Source organism: Adlercreutzia sp. ZJ141 (assembly GCF_011038965.1).
Classification (GTDB): Bacteria; Actinomycetota; Coriobacteriia; order Coriobacteriales; family Eggerthellaceae; genus ZJ141.
Genome location: NZ_JAAKEB010000013.1, coordinates 12,901 through 26,616, shown reverse-complemented (window position 1 = coordinate 26,616; position 13,716 = coordinate 12,901). Strand labels below are relative to the sequence as shown.

Here is a 13,716-nt window from a genome sequence, read left to right as displayed (position 1 = left end):
TCTGGAATGAGGAAAGCGCAGGCTGTCGGAGTAACTTAGAACAGCTGGCCGAGATAGTTAACGGTTCGCGGCATCCTTCAGCACCAGCGTCACGCGCGTTCCTTCTCCCAGCTCGCTGGCAACTTCCATGGTTGCGCCGGTTCCGAAGTAGCCGGCAATACGGTCGCGTACGTTTTTCACGGCGATGCCCATACCGGTGCTCATTTCGGGGCTCATGATATTCGCGCATGTTTGCTCATCCATACCCACGCCGTCGTCGATGACGTGAATAATAGCGTCTTCACCGTGCATGACACCTTTCACGGTAATGGTCAACAACCCTTCGGCAGGCATGGCATGATGCACGGCATTTTCTACCAGGGGCTGCACCAAAAACGACGGCACCATGATTTCGTTCACGGCGGGCTGTATGTCGGTGTGAAGCTGCACACGGTCGGTGCCAAAACGGGCCACTTCGAACGAGAAATACCGTTCGACTTGTTCCATCTCACGGTCGAACTGAATCAGATCGACGGAGTTCTCCAGCGTGCGCCGGTAGAATACGGCAAACTCGCGCAGCAGTTGCCGGGCTTTGTTCGGATCGGTGCGAATCAGCGACGCGATAGTGTTGATAGTGTTGAACAGAAAATGAGGGTTAATCTGGCTTTGCAACATTTTCAGCTCCATTTGCGTTGCAAGCTTAGTCTGTTCTTCAAGCGACACGGCTGCAAGCTGCGTTGACAGCAGGTTGCCAAAACCCTCGGCAATGGAAGTTTGCGTTTCAGTGATTTGCTTCGGGTTGCGGTAGTAGAACTTCAAGGTGCCCCATATCTGCCGACGACTTTTCTTCAGCGGCACAATGATAGCGGCGTTGATCTTGGTTTTCTGGCTGGGAAAGCCGATTGCAGATGAGCTGGTGAGAATGCGCATTTCGCCATCGTTAATGACGTTGCGGGTTGCTTGTGTGCGAATGGGAGAGCCGGTGGGGTTTCGTTCTTCATCGTAGCCAACGTATCCGCGGATAACTTCGGTATCGGTGATAGACACGGCGATGGCGGCTGTTGATGGGAGCAAAAGCGAACAAATCTTTTGTGCCTGTACGGTGGAGAATTCCTCGCCCGATATGTTCTCCAGAGTTTGGCGGGCGAGCTTGAGCATCGAGTCGGTTTGATGCGCGCGTACGGAGTCGGGATCCATCAGCAGCCGCACCACCACCACTACGGAAAGGGTGAACACTAAGCCCGACAACACGGTGAGCAGTGGGCTATGCAGTGGGCCGAAGATGGTGCCGGCTAACACAAACGATGACGCCACCGCAATGGTGATCATGAGCATTTCGAGAACGAACGAATGGGACATGGCACTGCTTGCGCGCCCGTTTTCTTGCGTCATGGTGCCCTCCTAGCCGATTAAGCCGAATTCGTTGACTGCTAACATGATGGCGGCAAACGCGAGGAAGCCGCCGAAGATGAAACGCAGTGCGCGTTCGGGCACGCGGCGAACCAGGCGTGCACCTATGATGGCACCGGGAACGGTTCCCGCTACGATGGCGAGTCCGGCGAAGTAGTTCACGTTGCCAAGCAACATTTGCTCGATAACGCCCGGAACGGCCAAAATCATGACCGCGATGAGCGATGTGCCCGAAGCCTGCTTCATAGACAGACCTATAAGCGATATGAACAACGGTACCATGAGGAAGCCGCCGCCCACACCCACATATCCCGAAGCGACTCCGGCAATCAAGCCGATTCCCGCGGCAAGGGCGAGTTGCCGACGCGATGTTTTTGTCGGAGCAGCTTCGCTGGTTACGCTGGTTACGCTGGTTGCTGCTGGGGTTTCAAGTGGCTCGGCCGTTGCTTGCGTTTCGGCTTGTGAAGACGAACTTTGGGAATGTAGCCCTTGCGCGGGCGAGCTTTGGGAGGACGAGCTTTGAGAAGACTCCCCCTGAGAAGACGCCCCCATCTTCACGGCTTTCTGCAGCATGGTGAACGCCGAATAGCCGATAACCAGCGCTGCCGCGAGCATAACCATCCAGCCAGGGGAGCATTGTGCCAGCCACACACCTACTGGAGAGGTGAAGGCCCCGCCGATGCCGGCAGCAAGGCCGACGGCTGGCAGGCACGTTTTGTTTCGCAGGTGCTGTGTCGCTCCGGAAATGGACGTGGGAATAATCGCGAACATCGAGGTTGCCGTGCTCATGGTGGGACTCATGTCGAACAGCAGCCGGAATGCGGGCACCATAACAGTGCCGCCGCCGATGCCCAGCAACCCCGAGAAAATGCCGATTCCCACGCCGCAAAGCGCGGGGAGAACGATCAGCGAAACAACATCCATTCCGATTCCTGTGTCCGCCTACTCGGCCAAGTTCAGGCGAATCTCCGTGGTTGCGCCCGGGTCGATGTTGCGGACTGGCGTGGGCTCTTCGGCTACGGCCGCAGCGCTTTGCGCGACATCGAGTCCGCGACGCTGAATGGTCGACTGGACGAGCGCCGTACGCAGTGCACGGTCATTTTCCAGGCGAGACATGAGCTCAGGCCATACGTACTGGAACTCGAAGTAGTTCGTGCAATTGCGCTCGGCGTACACGGACGCCTCGCCCGCCGCGGCTTTTGCTGCCTTGCGGTAAGCCGCCTTGTCGGGACGACCGATACTGCGCAGCCATGCGGTCAAACGGATGCGGCGGCGGATGCCTGGGCGCAAGAATGGACCAGGGTACGGCTCGAGTGAGTCGGCGGTTATCTTCATCAGGTCAATTTGCGTGCGACTGTATTCCATCTTGCGGAATTCATACAGCCAGCGGTAGATGTCTTGGCGAAAACGCGTGCCTTCGCTTCTTGTTGCGGGTGGCAGATGCCGCATGTGCCACTTGTTGTCGAACCAAATATCCGATCCGTACATGCGCAGGTTCAGCATGTAGTCGAGGTCTTCTCCGCGCGCGATCCATGGGTCGAACGAAAGGCGCTTGTACGCTTCGCGGTGGATGGCTAAGCACCCGCCGCACACGTGGTTCGAGCGCGACAATCGCGGCCCGCGCAACGCTTTCGCTATCCATTCATTGAAGGCTGAGTTCTGCTGCCAGAAGCGGTCGTACCATTTGTTTTCGCGACTGGCCATGCACGAGTTTTGGGAATTTAAGTAGAAGCCGGTTTTGGCCAGAATAGGAATACCCTTACGCGTGAGCTTGCCTAGGCCATACATGGCGTTTACCAGGAAGTTCGGGTCGTCGATGACTTCGTCGTCGTCCAAAAATACCACCGAGTCGAACCCGAGTACATGTGCGATCACCAGGCCCATGTTGCGGATGGCACCATATCCGGCAAGCCCTACTTCCTTTGTGGGACGACCCAGATTCAGCTGCTCCATTCGCTGATGCACCAGTGCTGCTTCAGGCGCGCCGATAACTACAATGTTGAGCGTCGGGAAGCGCATGGCGATATCTTGCACCTTCTCGGCCGCCTGCGTTTCGATAGGCTTTTCAGCGGCAACAAGGATAATTATTTGCCCGACACCAGTTACCGATTGCAACGATTCAAGCAAACGGGGAAGTTCGCCATCTTGCTGAAGGGGTGTGGTGTGGTCGTAGGTTGTAGTCACGCCGCCGCCGTCGCGTCGGGCGGCGCGAGCGGAAACAAAGGTGGGAACAACAATTGCTGGGTTCATGCAAATCCTTCGTTTCGGGTGCGATGCTGCGATGCGGGTAGCGCGTGCAACGTGCGCGCACTGCTGCCGCTGGGTTCGTATTGTACTCGTTTTCGCAGATTGAAAGCGCTCTTCATCGAATCATTGCAAGCGGCTTGGCGGGGTTTTGTGGAGGGTGCGCTCGCTTACGCGCACACGATTTGTTGTAGCGGCTTGTCGTGTGGCTCGGTGGGTACGTGGTGGACGCGCTGCTCGCTGAATGCGACACCGATCGCGGGCGCGTTCGCTCGAAGCTGGGGAAGGAGCCGATCGTAATTTCCGCCGCCATATCCTAAGCGTGCGTTGCTGTTGTCGAAGGCGACAAGCGGACATATCGCGAGGTCTATGGAAGCGGCGCTGACCTGGCAATATACGAGTTCGCGCATGTGGGCATGCGATATCGTGCGTAGCGGCGTGCTGAGAAAAGCGTTGCGAGCTTCGGTAAAGCGCGCAACGGGAATGTCGTAGGACGCCATGCCGGTATCGGTCATCACGGGGAAGGCGAGACGCCAGCCGCGCTTGTACGCCGCAAAGAAGAAGTCATGCAGGTCAACTTCGCTTTTCATGGGGAAGTATACGGCTATGGTTGGCTTGTGCGTTGCTTTTATGGCGCGCGTATGTGGCGCGATATTGGCTTGCTGCAGAAGGCTGTCGGCCAAACGAACAAGCTCGGCGCAAATAGCAGCGCTTTTCTGTGCGCGCAATTCGGGTGGAATCGCATCGCGCGCGGCCAGCGCCGCTTTCCGACAGGCTGTTTTCGCGGCCTTGTCGGCGTACGTTGTGCTTTCAGCAGCGTTGCGGGCGTTTTGCTGCGTGGCTTGTTGTTCTCGATCAGTCATAAGGGCGAGTATAGCAAAGCGGCGCGGAAAGAGAAAAAAAGACGTTCGCGCTTCAAAGATGCCGTTTGCAAGAAACTGCAAGAATCAACTCACTTTCCGCTCTTGCCCAAACTTGCAACGAGTGGCTCTTCTGCTTTCTATATTCTGCTCGTCTATTCATCTCAAGAGGGAATGGCCTGACGTGTCATTTGACAGGCTGAGGTTAAACCGTTGCTGAGCGCTTTCTTGACAAATAGGAAAAAAAGGAAAACGAACCTCCACAACGGGAAGTCAATGTCTTTTCCGCACGACTACGTTCAAAAGTACCGCAAAAGGCTTATTGACGCTGGAATCATTGAAGCACCTGCTCGAGGGAAAGTTGCATTTGCAGTTCCGTATTTGGCGGATTATCTGCGCCGAGAATAGAGAATGGCAAAGAAGGCAACGTCGATTTCTGTTTGACGCAGGTCGGTGCTATCCGTCCAGCCGGCTAACCCATGGGCTGCAATACTGTGGGTAACTTTTCAAAGTAACTGCAACACCCGGGGGTGTTGCGCTGAGTATGAAAAGTTTCGCTGATCCGTGGGCGGTAACAAGCAATGACGTCCATTGTAAAAAAGTGAAATTCGTGCTTGACAGGAGCTTGTCTTAGTAGCAAAATAGCCTTTGCTGTTTTGGAAGTGCGCCGTTACCTCAGCTGGATAGAGGGACTGACTACGAATCAGTACGTCGGGGGTTCGAATCCCTCACGGCGCACCACTTGAACGTAAGGTCCTGGAATCGAAGACGATTTCAGGATTTTTGTTTTCTGCGGTTTTTGCCTTGTTTATCGGGTTTCAGGGTTAAGTTTCAAAAAGTGTGCGAGGACCGATTATTCACTGCTTGTAGTCAGGGTTTTGAGCGAGTCTTGAATGAGTGTTCCAATCTTGTATGAGGCCTCCAATCTCTCAGCATCCGTTTTTGGCTGGGTTGTGTGTAGGCACCTCAAAACATCAAATTCTTGTAAATTTAAATACGCAACACAGGAAACATAAGAAGGGGAAGTTGCGAAATCGAATCTAGCAAGTTAGACTATCACTTCGCGATCTAGATATTCGCTTCTGCAGCGGGGGAGGGCTGCTTTGCGGCTTGTTGCTCGTTGAATATCTTGGGCAGCGTACGAGCCTCATTCGCGTTATCTGCTTTCATTATTCCGTTCGTGCCTGCCATGTGGGGGACAGCTTGTTTTGAGCTTGTAAAGCGAATGGAGCCTTCTGCACGGCCTTCTTCATGCCTTATGGCGTGTAGTGCCGAAAAACAACGTTCCTAATGTTGAAAACAACGTTTACTAATGTTGTAAAGGAGAACAAAATGAAACTGACTGTTCGGAAAGCGGCAGCCTTATTTATGGCGACAATCGCTTTCCCTCTCGCTTTGTGCTCATGCAGCACGTCTTCGGAGACCTCAGAGCCTGCCGAAGAGCCCAGCGCTGCTCAGGAAATCACAATCGACGTTGCCAACCAGGCGCTTAAGAAGGGCGATACCACAACGATCGAAGTGACTCCTGCTGAAGAAGCAAGCAATGTCGTTTATCAGTCGAGCAACGAAAATGTTGCAACGGTTGATGACCAAGGTGTTGTGACTGCCGTTAAGGCTGGTTCTGCCACGATTAGCGCCATGGCTCCCGACTCTGATGAGGTTCGGGCATCCGTTCCGGTTACTGTTGAAGGAGCAACGCAAGCCGGTACGGTTACGACGAGCGTCGATATGTCCCAATACGACAAGGGTAGTGTTGTTCGTGCCTGGATTCCCGTTGCTCAGTCGAACGAGTATCAGGTAATCGACGATGTTGCCTATGAAGCCGATGGTGCAACAAGAGCCGAAATCACCGAAGATACTTATGGAAATCAGATGCTGTACGTTGAATGGGATGCCTCGGTTGAGCCCGCGAGCCGAGTTGCGAGCTGCTCTTTCTTCGTAGAGCGTGAAGAGGCAGCTTGCCCCGAACTGGTTGAAGAAGGCACAGTTGGAAGCGACATGGAAGAGTACCTTGGCGCTTCCAGCATGGTGTCGGTGACCGGTGAAGTGAAAGATCTTGCCGACGAAATTACGAAGGACGAAACGACGTATTTGGGCAAGGCCCGTGCGATTTACGACTGGGTCATTGCCAACATGAACCGCGACAACGATGTTAAGGGCTGCGGCCAGGGCGATGTTTGTGCTTTGCTGGATACGAAGGCGGGCAAGTGCACCGACATCAATTCCATGTTTGTTGCCTTATGCCGTGCGTCGGGAGTGCCTGCTCGCGAGATGTTCGGCGTTCGTATCAACGATGAGGACATCACGAAGAACCAGCATTGCTGGGCAGAGTTCTACTTGCCGGGTACCGGATGGATTCCGGCGGATCCTGCCGACGTTCTAAAGGCTGTTTTGACGAACGAATGGGATAAGTCGTCCAACGAGACGAAAGAAATGCAAGAGTACTATTGGGGCAACTGGGACGAAAAGCGCGTTGAGCTTTCTCGTGGAAGGGATCTCACGTTGAATCCTGCTCAGGATGGAGATCCGTTGAACACATTCGGATATCCTTACGCTGAAGTTGACGGTGAAGCGGTCGACTATTACACGCCGGATGCGTTCGTCTACTCCATTGCTTTTGCAGAGAAAGCATAAGCCAAGCAACAAATCTATAGTGTTATAGCGTGCAGCTCTTGATGAAAATCGATGAGCTGCACTTTTTTATCTGGACCAATGGTTCAAGCGAAGCGCCATGGCATTCGTCGCTAGCTTGTGCCGCCGAATGTAACGAACCCCTACCTGAAAATAGGTAGGGGTTCGACTAACTTGCCAGTGGCGGAGAGCTGGGGATTCGAACCCCAGATACGCTTTTGGCGTATACTCGCTTAGCAGGCGAGCACCTTCGGCCTCTCGGTCAGCTCTCCACGCAACAACAAATGCGATTTGCTATGATACCGTGACCACTGAAAACTTGCAAGGAGCAGAAACGTGCAAAACACAGGTCATGCGCAGAAAACGCGTTCGAATGCGCCCGATGCGTTCTATACGCCTAGCGGTGAGCGGCATATCGCGCGACGTTGGTCGTGTCATTCGCTACGTTCGCTGTTGGCGGCGTGCGCGCGTGCGCTCGTTTCGCTTGTATGCGCATTCGCTTTGGTTGCGGCTGCTCCTTTTGCGAACGGTGTGCGCGGCGAGCTGGCGGCGCCTGCTGACAGAGGTCCGATGTTGCTCGCCGCCGGTCAAGTTGCTGCAAGCAGGACCGTAGCGTACGCCGATGCTGTTGCTTCCCCTAGCGTGTCCATTGATGCTCGGGTTGGTGCTGATGGCTCGCTGCATGTGGTTGAGCGCCGGGTTCTTATCGGGGAGAGCGGCGAACTTTCGGCCGTGTGGCACGTTGAGAAGCCTTCCGATAATGCCGAGCTTGCCGTCAACTCGGTGTGCTTCGCTGCGGCTGATTCCAATGGCGAGGCAGTGGGAGATTGGACCGAGCTGGCAAGCACTTACTTCGTGGTTGATTGGCGGAAAAGCGGGAGTCCCGATGCCGATTCCTTCGCGGTGGACAACCCTCAAAACGATATCTATGTGTTCATAGGTGTTGGCTCGGGTGAGGGTAGCACAGATGACGAAGATGCCGAAGGGACTGCGACGGCAGGCGGCGAAGGCAAAGGGGAAGGCGAAGAAGCAAACCGATCCGCCGGCGAACCAGAAGCGCAAAATGACGCTTCTGCCGCCGCAGCGCCTGACGCCGAAACCGATATGACAACTGTCACCGCCGATGTCGATGCTGACTCCGTCGGCAACGAAACGACTGATACCGAAGCGGCCGACCAAGAACTCCGCGCTCAGGAAGAAGTAGATAAGCAAAAGCAAACTCCCCTTGTTGTGGAGCTCGACTACACAATCGTCAACGGTGTCGCTGCATACAAAGACGTTGGCGAGGTGTATTGGAAGTATGTAAGCGACAAATGGAACGTGGCGTCGGAGCAGGTAACCATGACACTGACGCTACCCGTACCCCAAGGTGTTTCGGCGGTGGCTGGCGACAACGTGCATGCGTGGGGTCACGGACCGCAGAGTGGAACGTTTGGCGTGAACGATGACGGCACAATCACGTATTCGGCTGACCGGGTTGAAGCGGGGCAATTTGCCGAAGCACGCGTAACATTCCCGGTTGGCTGGCTCTACGACGTGTCCGATGAAGCCCGAGCTGAAACCGGCGAAACCATGCGCCTTGCCACGGCGCTCAACGAAGAAGATGGATGGGCCGACCAGAACAGTATGCGTCGTCTTGCCGAGCTCAATCGGGCGGCAGTGTCGGCGATCGTGTGTGTTATAGCGCTTTTCGCGGCGGTTGTTGCTTATCTTGCGTTCGGGCGCGAGCGCAAGCCGGATTTCACCGGCGACTATTGGTGTGATATGCCCGACAGCAACCTTCATCCAGCGCTGGCTGGTCGGTTGTGGCGATGGAATCATCCCAGTCGGGCCGATTTTGTTGCGACGGTAATGCATCTTCGAAACGAAGGATCGCTTGCGTGGGAGTGGCGCGCCGACGTTGCGGGTGAAACGGGCGCAATGGGGGCAGCAGGCGAAGCAGGTAAAGCGAGCGAAACGACATCCGGCGACCAGCTTGTTTTACGAGCACTTGCAGCACCAGACACGCTTAGCGACCCCTTTGATGCGTCGGTCCTTTCGGCGCTGTTCGATGTGATAGCACAGGACTCCGGCGAGCTGACCACGGCCGACATCAGGCGTTTTGGCGAAGAAGACGCGCATGTGTACGTTCATGCCATGAGTACCTTCAATAACGAACTTGGTGCGGAGATTGGGCACCGAGGTTATTTCGACGAGCGTTCGCGCGCGGTTCAAAAAGCCGTGCTCATTGCGGCGTTGGTGGTGTTTGCTGGCGGCATTGCGTTGTCGCTTTTGGCGGGTAGTATGTTTCCGGCGGTGTTTGCGGTTCCCACTGCGCTTGCCATGGCGGTTTTGGGTAATTACCTTCCGCGCAGATCCGTTTCGGGGAACAACCTGGTTGCGCGCTGCAAGGCGCTGCGCAACTGGCTGCTCGAGTTCGGTGATCGAGGCGAGTCGCTTTCCGACGCCGTGGTCGATTGGCGGCTTCTGGTGCCGTATGCCTATCAGTTTGGCGTGCTGGACGCCGCTGTTGCGAACGCCTGGGGGTCAGACGATGCTAGGAAAGCCGCCGACTACGCGCGTGCTGCCGACGAGCTGCAACGGTCACTCGATGAGGCCATGCATGCGGCGCGTGCAGCGCTGTCTTCGGAGCGTAGCAGTTTTGGGGGTGACACCGAGCTGAACACATGGCCGCAAGGGTAGAAAAACGACAAGCAAGCAGAACAAGGGAAGGAATACGTTAAGCGGGATGTCAAACGTCTGGTACAAGTTGCTCATTGTGGCAGCCACCATCATGTGGGGCCTGTCCTTCGTGTTCATGAAAGACGCCGTGAACGTGCTTCAGCCGGCATACCTGATCGGCATTCGGTTTTCGTTTGCTGGCCTGATCTTGCTTGCGATTTTGTGGAAACACGTGCGCCAGTCACTCGATCGTCGGCATCTTGTAGCGGGTTTGATTGTGGGCGTTTTGAACTTTCTGGCCTTCTGGGTGCAAACGATCGGGCTCGCGTATACGACGCCGGGGAAGAACGCGTTCATCACGGGCGTGTACTGCGTTATCGTGCCGTTTGCCTGGTGGCTTGTGGCAAAGAAACGTCCGACGGTATTTAACCTGGTTGCGGCTGTGCTTGCCGTTGCTGGCTTGGGTTTGGTGTCGCTGACCGGCTCGCTATCCGAGCTGACCATAGAGTTTGGCGACCTGATGACGCTTGTATGTGCGTTCTTCTTCGCATTCCATATCGTGTGTGTTTCGAAGTTCTCTGACGCAGGGTTAAACGTGCTGGCACTTACTGTGTATCAATTTCTGGTTGGTGGCGTATGTGGTTTGGCGGTGGGGGCCTGCACAGAAACACTGCCCCCTGCTTCGGCAGTAAATGCCGATTTAGTGACCACCATGTTGTATTTGGTAATATGCGCGTCGTGTTTGGCGCTGCTATTTCAAAACATTGCGTTGGCTCATGTTCCGCCGGCGCAGGCATCGCTGCTTCTCAGCTTGGAAAGCGTATTCGGTGTGGTTTTCAGTGTGCTGTTGTATGGCGAGCAGATGACTCCTCGTTTGATCGCGGGTTTTGCCCTTATCTTTGCCGCCATCGTTATCAGCGAAACGTTTCCGTTAAAGAAGCGCTCCTGTGCGCCGAATGAACTGGAATCGCAATCGTGAGAATCTGCAGCACTCGATAAACCACCTGATTGACCTGGAAATTCATAGAAGTTTTCTCTCACGGGTTTGTCTCATTTCGTCGTTTTGTCGTGTCTTATTGCATGCCTGCTGGTTCGGGACTTGCGGCCAAGCGGTCATCTTTTATAATGGCTCCGATTAGTAAAAGACTCAGGCGTGGGGCAGCTGCGATGTGGCAACGTGGTCAGTGTTTTCCGGGACGCGCAGGCTGGTGAAAGGGAGTGTTTTCATGGCGGAAAAGAGCAACATCGTTCTCATTGGTATGCCGGGAGCCGGCAAGTCGACGTTGGGCGTGGTTCTGGCGAAGATGCTGAACATGGAGTTCGTCGATGGCGACCTGCTCATTCAAAAGCAATGCGACAGAACACTGCAGAAGATCATTGATGCATGTGGCCCCGATGGGTTTATTGAGGTTGAGAATCAGGTTTTGTCGGTTATCGACATGGAAGACACCGTTATAGCTACGGGTGGCAGCGCTGTGTACTCGCACGCTGCTATGAAGCATCTGGCTTCTGAAGGCGTTATCGTGTACTTGCAAATCACCTACGACGAACTGACGCGTCGTTTGGGCGACTTGCAAGAGCGCGGCGTGGTACTGAAAGGCGGCATGGGCATGAGTCTGCGCGAGCTGTTCGATGAGCGCAGGCCCTTGTACGAGCAGTACGCTGAAGTGACGGTTGACGTGAACGGTCTAACCATCACGGAAGCCGCGCGCAAGGTTGCGTCTGCTCTCGAAAAGTTTCACGCGTAGCGCATTTCGTTTTCAGTCATGAGATTTACCATCGTTGCTGTTGGCAAGTTGAAAGAGCGTTTCTGGAAAGAAGCGTGTGACGAGTACGTGAAGCGCTTGCAGCCCTATGGGAAAACGGTCGTGCGCGAAGTTGCTGATGTTGATCCGGCGCGAGCTGGAGGCGTGGATGATGCGCGCAACCGCGAAGGCGAAGCTATTCTTGCTACACTTGGCGCGCTGCCTGCGCAAACAAGAGTGGTGCTGTTGGCGATAGAGGGCACGCAGCGCGGTAGCGTCGACTTTTCCCGCAGACTTGATGCGCTGGCGCTGGGCGGAACGAGCGACGTGGCCTTCGTCATTGGCGGGTCTGATGGCGTGAGCGATGCAGTACGAGCCCGGGCGCACGAAACGCTATCGTTTGGACCCATCACGCTGCCGCACAATCTTGCTCGCGTGGTGTTGCTCGAGCAACTGTACCGTGCGCAGCGTATCTCGCGCGGGGAGCCGTATCATAAGTAGGCAAGCGCTGCAAAAGCCGCAAAACCGCAGAAAGGCGAGGAATAGATGGACGAAAAACTCCCATTTGATGCATACGTGTTCGACTTGGATGGCACTTTGCTCGACACGATCCCTGACCTGGTGGTTCTGACGAATACAGTGCTGCGCGAATGCGGGTATCCTGAGCACACGCGCGAAGAAATCTTAAGCTACGTGGGTAACGGAGCGTTCACTTTGATAAAACAGGCGGTTCCGCCGAACACCAGCATAGCCGACACGCAGGCGGCGCTCGACCGGTGGAAGGCGAGTTACGCCACGCTGGGACATCGGCTCACACTTCCCTATGCGGGCATGCCCGAAATGCTCCATCAGCTGAAAAGCCGCGGCGCGAAGTTGGCGGTGCTGTCAAACAAGTTCGACGCGGCCACGCAATCGGTTATCGCCGAGCATTTCCCGGGTGTGTTCGATGTTGTACATGGCGAATGCGACGAGTTTCCTCGCAAGCCTGACCCCGCAGGTCTTTTGCGCACGCTACAGGAGCTTGGGGTGGCACCCAGTCGCGCGGCGTACGTGGGCGACTCCGCGGGTGACATGGAGGTGGCGCGCCGCGCCAACACGTTCAGCATCGGCGTTGCATGGGGCTATCAGCCAACAGAGGTGCTGCAAAAGGCAGGTGCCAACATAATCATTGAAGTGCCCGCCGATGTACTGACGACGTACTAACGGCGAGCGCATAAGGCGCAGGGTTCAAGTCCCAGGACTCTCCCCAACAATGAAACGACCCCATTGCTGGGGGTCGTGCTGTTTATGGTGGTCGGAGGGGGACTTGGCGTTTACGCTTTGCGAAACCGCTTCGCTGCGCCCCGCTTACGCGGTGCTCGCGCCGAAACCGTCCGCTGGACGGTTTCGCCTTCGCAGGGTTCAAGTCCCAGGACTATCCCCAATAATGAAACGGCTCCCAGTGTTGGGAGCCGTGCGGTTTATGGTGGTCGGAGGGGGACTTGAACCCTCGGCACGCGGATTTTCAGTCCGCTGCTCTACCAACTGAGCTACCCGACCAAATTGCGATCGATTCGAACGCGAGTAGATAGTCTACCTATGTTTTGCTCTTGGGTCAAGTGGGAGAATGACCGAATTTTTCGTTCTGCAACACAGACTCGAACTTCGTTACTGGTCTGAGTTGATAGAATTTAGACTATTGCGTTTTGAGGATAGGAGAAAACATGTCGTGTTCTGGAAATAATCCGCATATTGGCATCATCATGGGGTCTGAATCTGACATGCCGGTCATGGAAGCGTGCATGAAACAGCTCGATGATTTCGGTGTGCCTTACGAGGTGAAGGTGGCTAGCGCCCATCGCAAGCCCGCTGAGGTTCACGAGTGGGCCAGCACGGCACACGAGCGCGGCATTCGCGTGATCATTGCCGCTGCGGGAAAGGCCGCGCACTTGGGCGGCGTTGTTGCTGCGTACACGCCGTGCCCGGTTATTGCGGTGCCCATGAAAACGTCTGATTTGGGCGGGCTTGACTCGCTGCTGTCTATGGTGCAGATGCCAAGTGGTGTGCCGGTGGCGTGTGTTGCCATCAACGGCGCAAAGAATGCAGCCATTTTGGCGGTTCAAATTATGGGAACCGGTTGCGAGGGAGCGCGTCAGAAAATTATCGATTACAAGGCGGCCATGGCGCAAGCGTAAGGTTTTGCCGAC

The 13,716-nt window shown here is 55.4% G+C and carries 11 protein-coding genes and 3 tRNA genes; 8 read left to right on the top strand and 6 right to left on the bottom strand.

The window, feature by feature from the left end; genetic code table 11:
* Window positions 1-57: 57 nt before the first annotated feature.
* The 4 genes from G7Y44_RS07425 to G7Y44_RS07410 all read right to left on the bottom strand — a co-directional run bounded on the left by G7Y44_RS07425 (window position 58) and on the right by G7Y44_RS07410 (window position 4,496).
* Entirely contained in the window at window positions 58-1,371 is a 1,314-nt protein-coding gene (locus G7Y44_RS07425) for a histidine kinase (protein ID WP_165248733.1), read from the bottom strand.
* Window positions 1,372-1,380: 9 nt separating this feature from the next.
* Window positions 1,381-2,313: a sulfite exporter TauE/SafE family protein gene (locus tag G7Y44_RS07420; protein ID WP_165248731.1), complete on the bottom strand. Its 933-nt coding sequence runs from the start codon at window positions 2,311-2,313 to the stop codon at window positions 1,381-1,383.
* 18 nt (window positions 2,314-2,331) lie between these two features.
* Window positions 2,332-3,639 carry a glycosyltransferase family 2 protein gene (locus G7Y44_RS07415; protein ID WP_165042971.1) on the bottom strand — a complete coding sequence of 436 codons (1,308 nt, stop codon included), beginning with the start codon at window positions 3,637-3,639 and terminating at the stop codon, window positions 2,332-2,334.
* Window positions 3,640-3,803: 164 nt separating this feature from the next.
* Window positions 3,804-4,496: a 5-formyltetrahydrofolate cyclo-ligase gene (locus G7Y44_RS07410; RefSeq protein ID WP_165248729.1), complete on the bottom strand. Its 693-nt coding sequence runs from the start codon at window positions 4,494-4,496 to the stop codon at window positions 3,804-3,806.
* A 661-nt stretch (window positions 4,497-5,157) separates the two neighbouring features.
* Here G7Y44_RS07410 and G7Y44_RS07400 point away from each other — a divergent pair.
* Together G7Y44_RS07400 and G7Y44_RS07395 are read left to right on the top strand one after the other, a co-directional pair.
* Window positions 5,158-5,234, top strand: a tRNA-Arg gene (locus tag G7Y44_RS07400).
* 591 nt (window positions 5,235-5,825) lie between these two features.
* The gene (locus G7Y44_RS07395; RefSeq protein WP_206214428.1) at window positions 5,826-7,127 is read left to right on the top strand and encodes a transglutaminase domain-containing protein; all 1,302 of its coding nucleotides are present in this window, start codon (window positions 5,826-5,828) and stop codon (window positions 7,125-7,127) included.
* Window positions 7,128-7,305: 178 nt separating this feature from the next.
* Here G7Y44_RS07395 and G7Y44_RS07390 read toward each other — a convergent pair.
* Window positions 7,306-7,396: transfer RNA gene (locus G7Y44_RS07390), tRNA-Ser, on the bottom strand.
* 64 nt (window positions 7,397-7,460) lie between these two features.
* Here G7Y44_RS07390 and G7Y44_RS07385 point away from each other — a divergent pair.
* The 5 genes from G7Y44_RS07385 (at window position 7,461) to G7Y44_RS07365 (ending at window position 12,733) form a co-directional block, all read left to right on the top strand.
* Entirely contained in the window at window positions 7,461-9,806 is a 2,346-nt protein-coding gene (locus tag G7Y44_RS07385) for a DUF2207 domain-containing protein (protein ID WP_165248727.1), read from the top strand.
* A 46-nt stretch (window positions 9,807-9,852) separates the two neighbouring features.
* Entirely contained in the window at window positions 9,853-10,764 is a 912-nt protein-coding gene (locus tag G7Y44_RS07380; protein ID WP_165248725.1) for a DMT family transporter, read from the top strand.
* 247 nt (window positions 10,765-11,011) lie between these two features.
* On the top strand, window positions 11,012-11,533 hold the full coding sequence (locus tag G7Y44_RS07375) for a shikimate kinase (protein WP_165248723.1): 522 nt from the start codon (window positions 11,012-11,014) through the stop codon (window positions 11,531-11,533).
* 18 nt (window positions 11,534-11,551) lie between these two features.
* Window positions 11,552-12,031, top strand: a complete 480-nt coding sequence (locus tag G7Y44_RS07370; RefSeq protein ID WP_165042988.1) for a 23S rRNA (pseudouridine(1915)-N(3))-methyltransferase RlmH — start codon at window positions 11,552-11,554, stop codon at window positions 12,029-12,031.
* Between the two features lie 45 nt (window positions 12,032-12,076).
* Window positions 12,077-12,733, top strand: a complete 657-nt coding sequence (locus tag G7Y44_RS07365; protein ID WP_165248721.1) for an HAD family hydrolase — start codon at window positions 12,077-12,079, stop codon at window positions 12,731-12,733.
* 260 nt (window positions 12,734-12,993) lie between these two features.
* Here the strand turns inward: G7Y44_RS07365 and G7Y44_RS07360 are convergent.
* Window positions 12,994-13,069: transfer RNA gene (locus tag G7Y44_RS07360), tRNA-Phe, on the bottom strand.
* A gap of 164 nt (window positions 13,070-13,233) precedes the next feature.
* Here G7Y44_RS07360 and purE point away from each other — a divergent pair.
* A complete protein-coding gene (purE, locus tag G7Y44_RS07355) occupies window positions 13,234-13,704 on the top strand; it encodes a 5-(carboxyamino)imidazole ribonucleotide mutase (RefSeq protein ID WP_165248719.1) in 471 nt (156 codons plus the stop codon).
* Window positions 13,705-13,716: the final 12 nt, after the last annotated feature.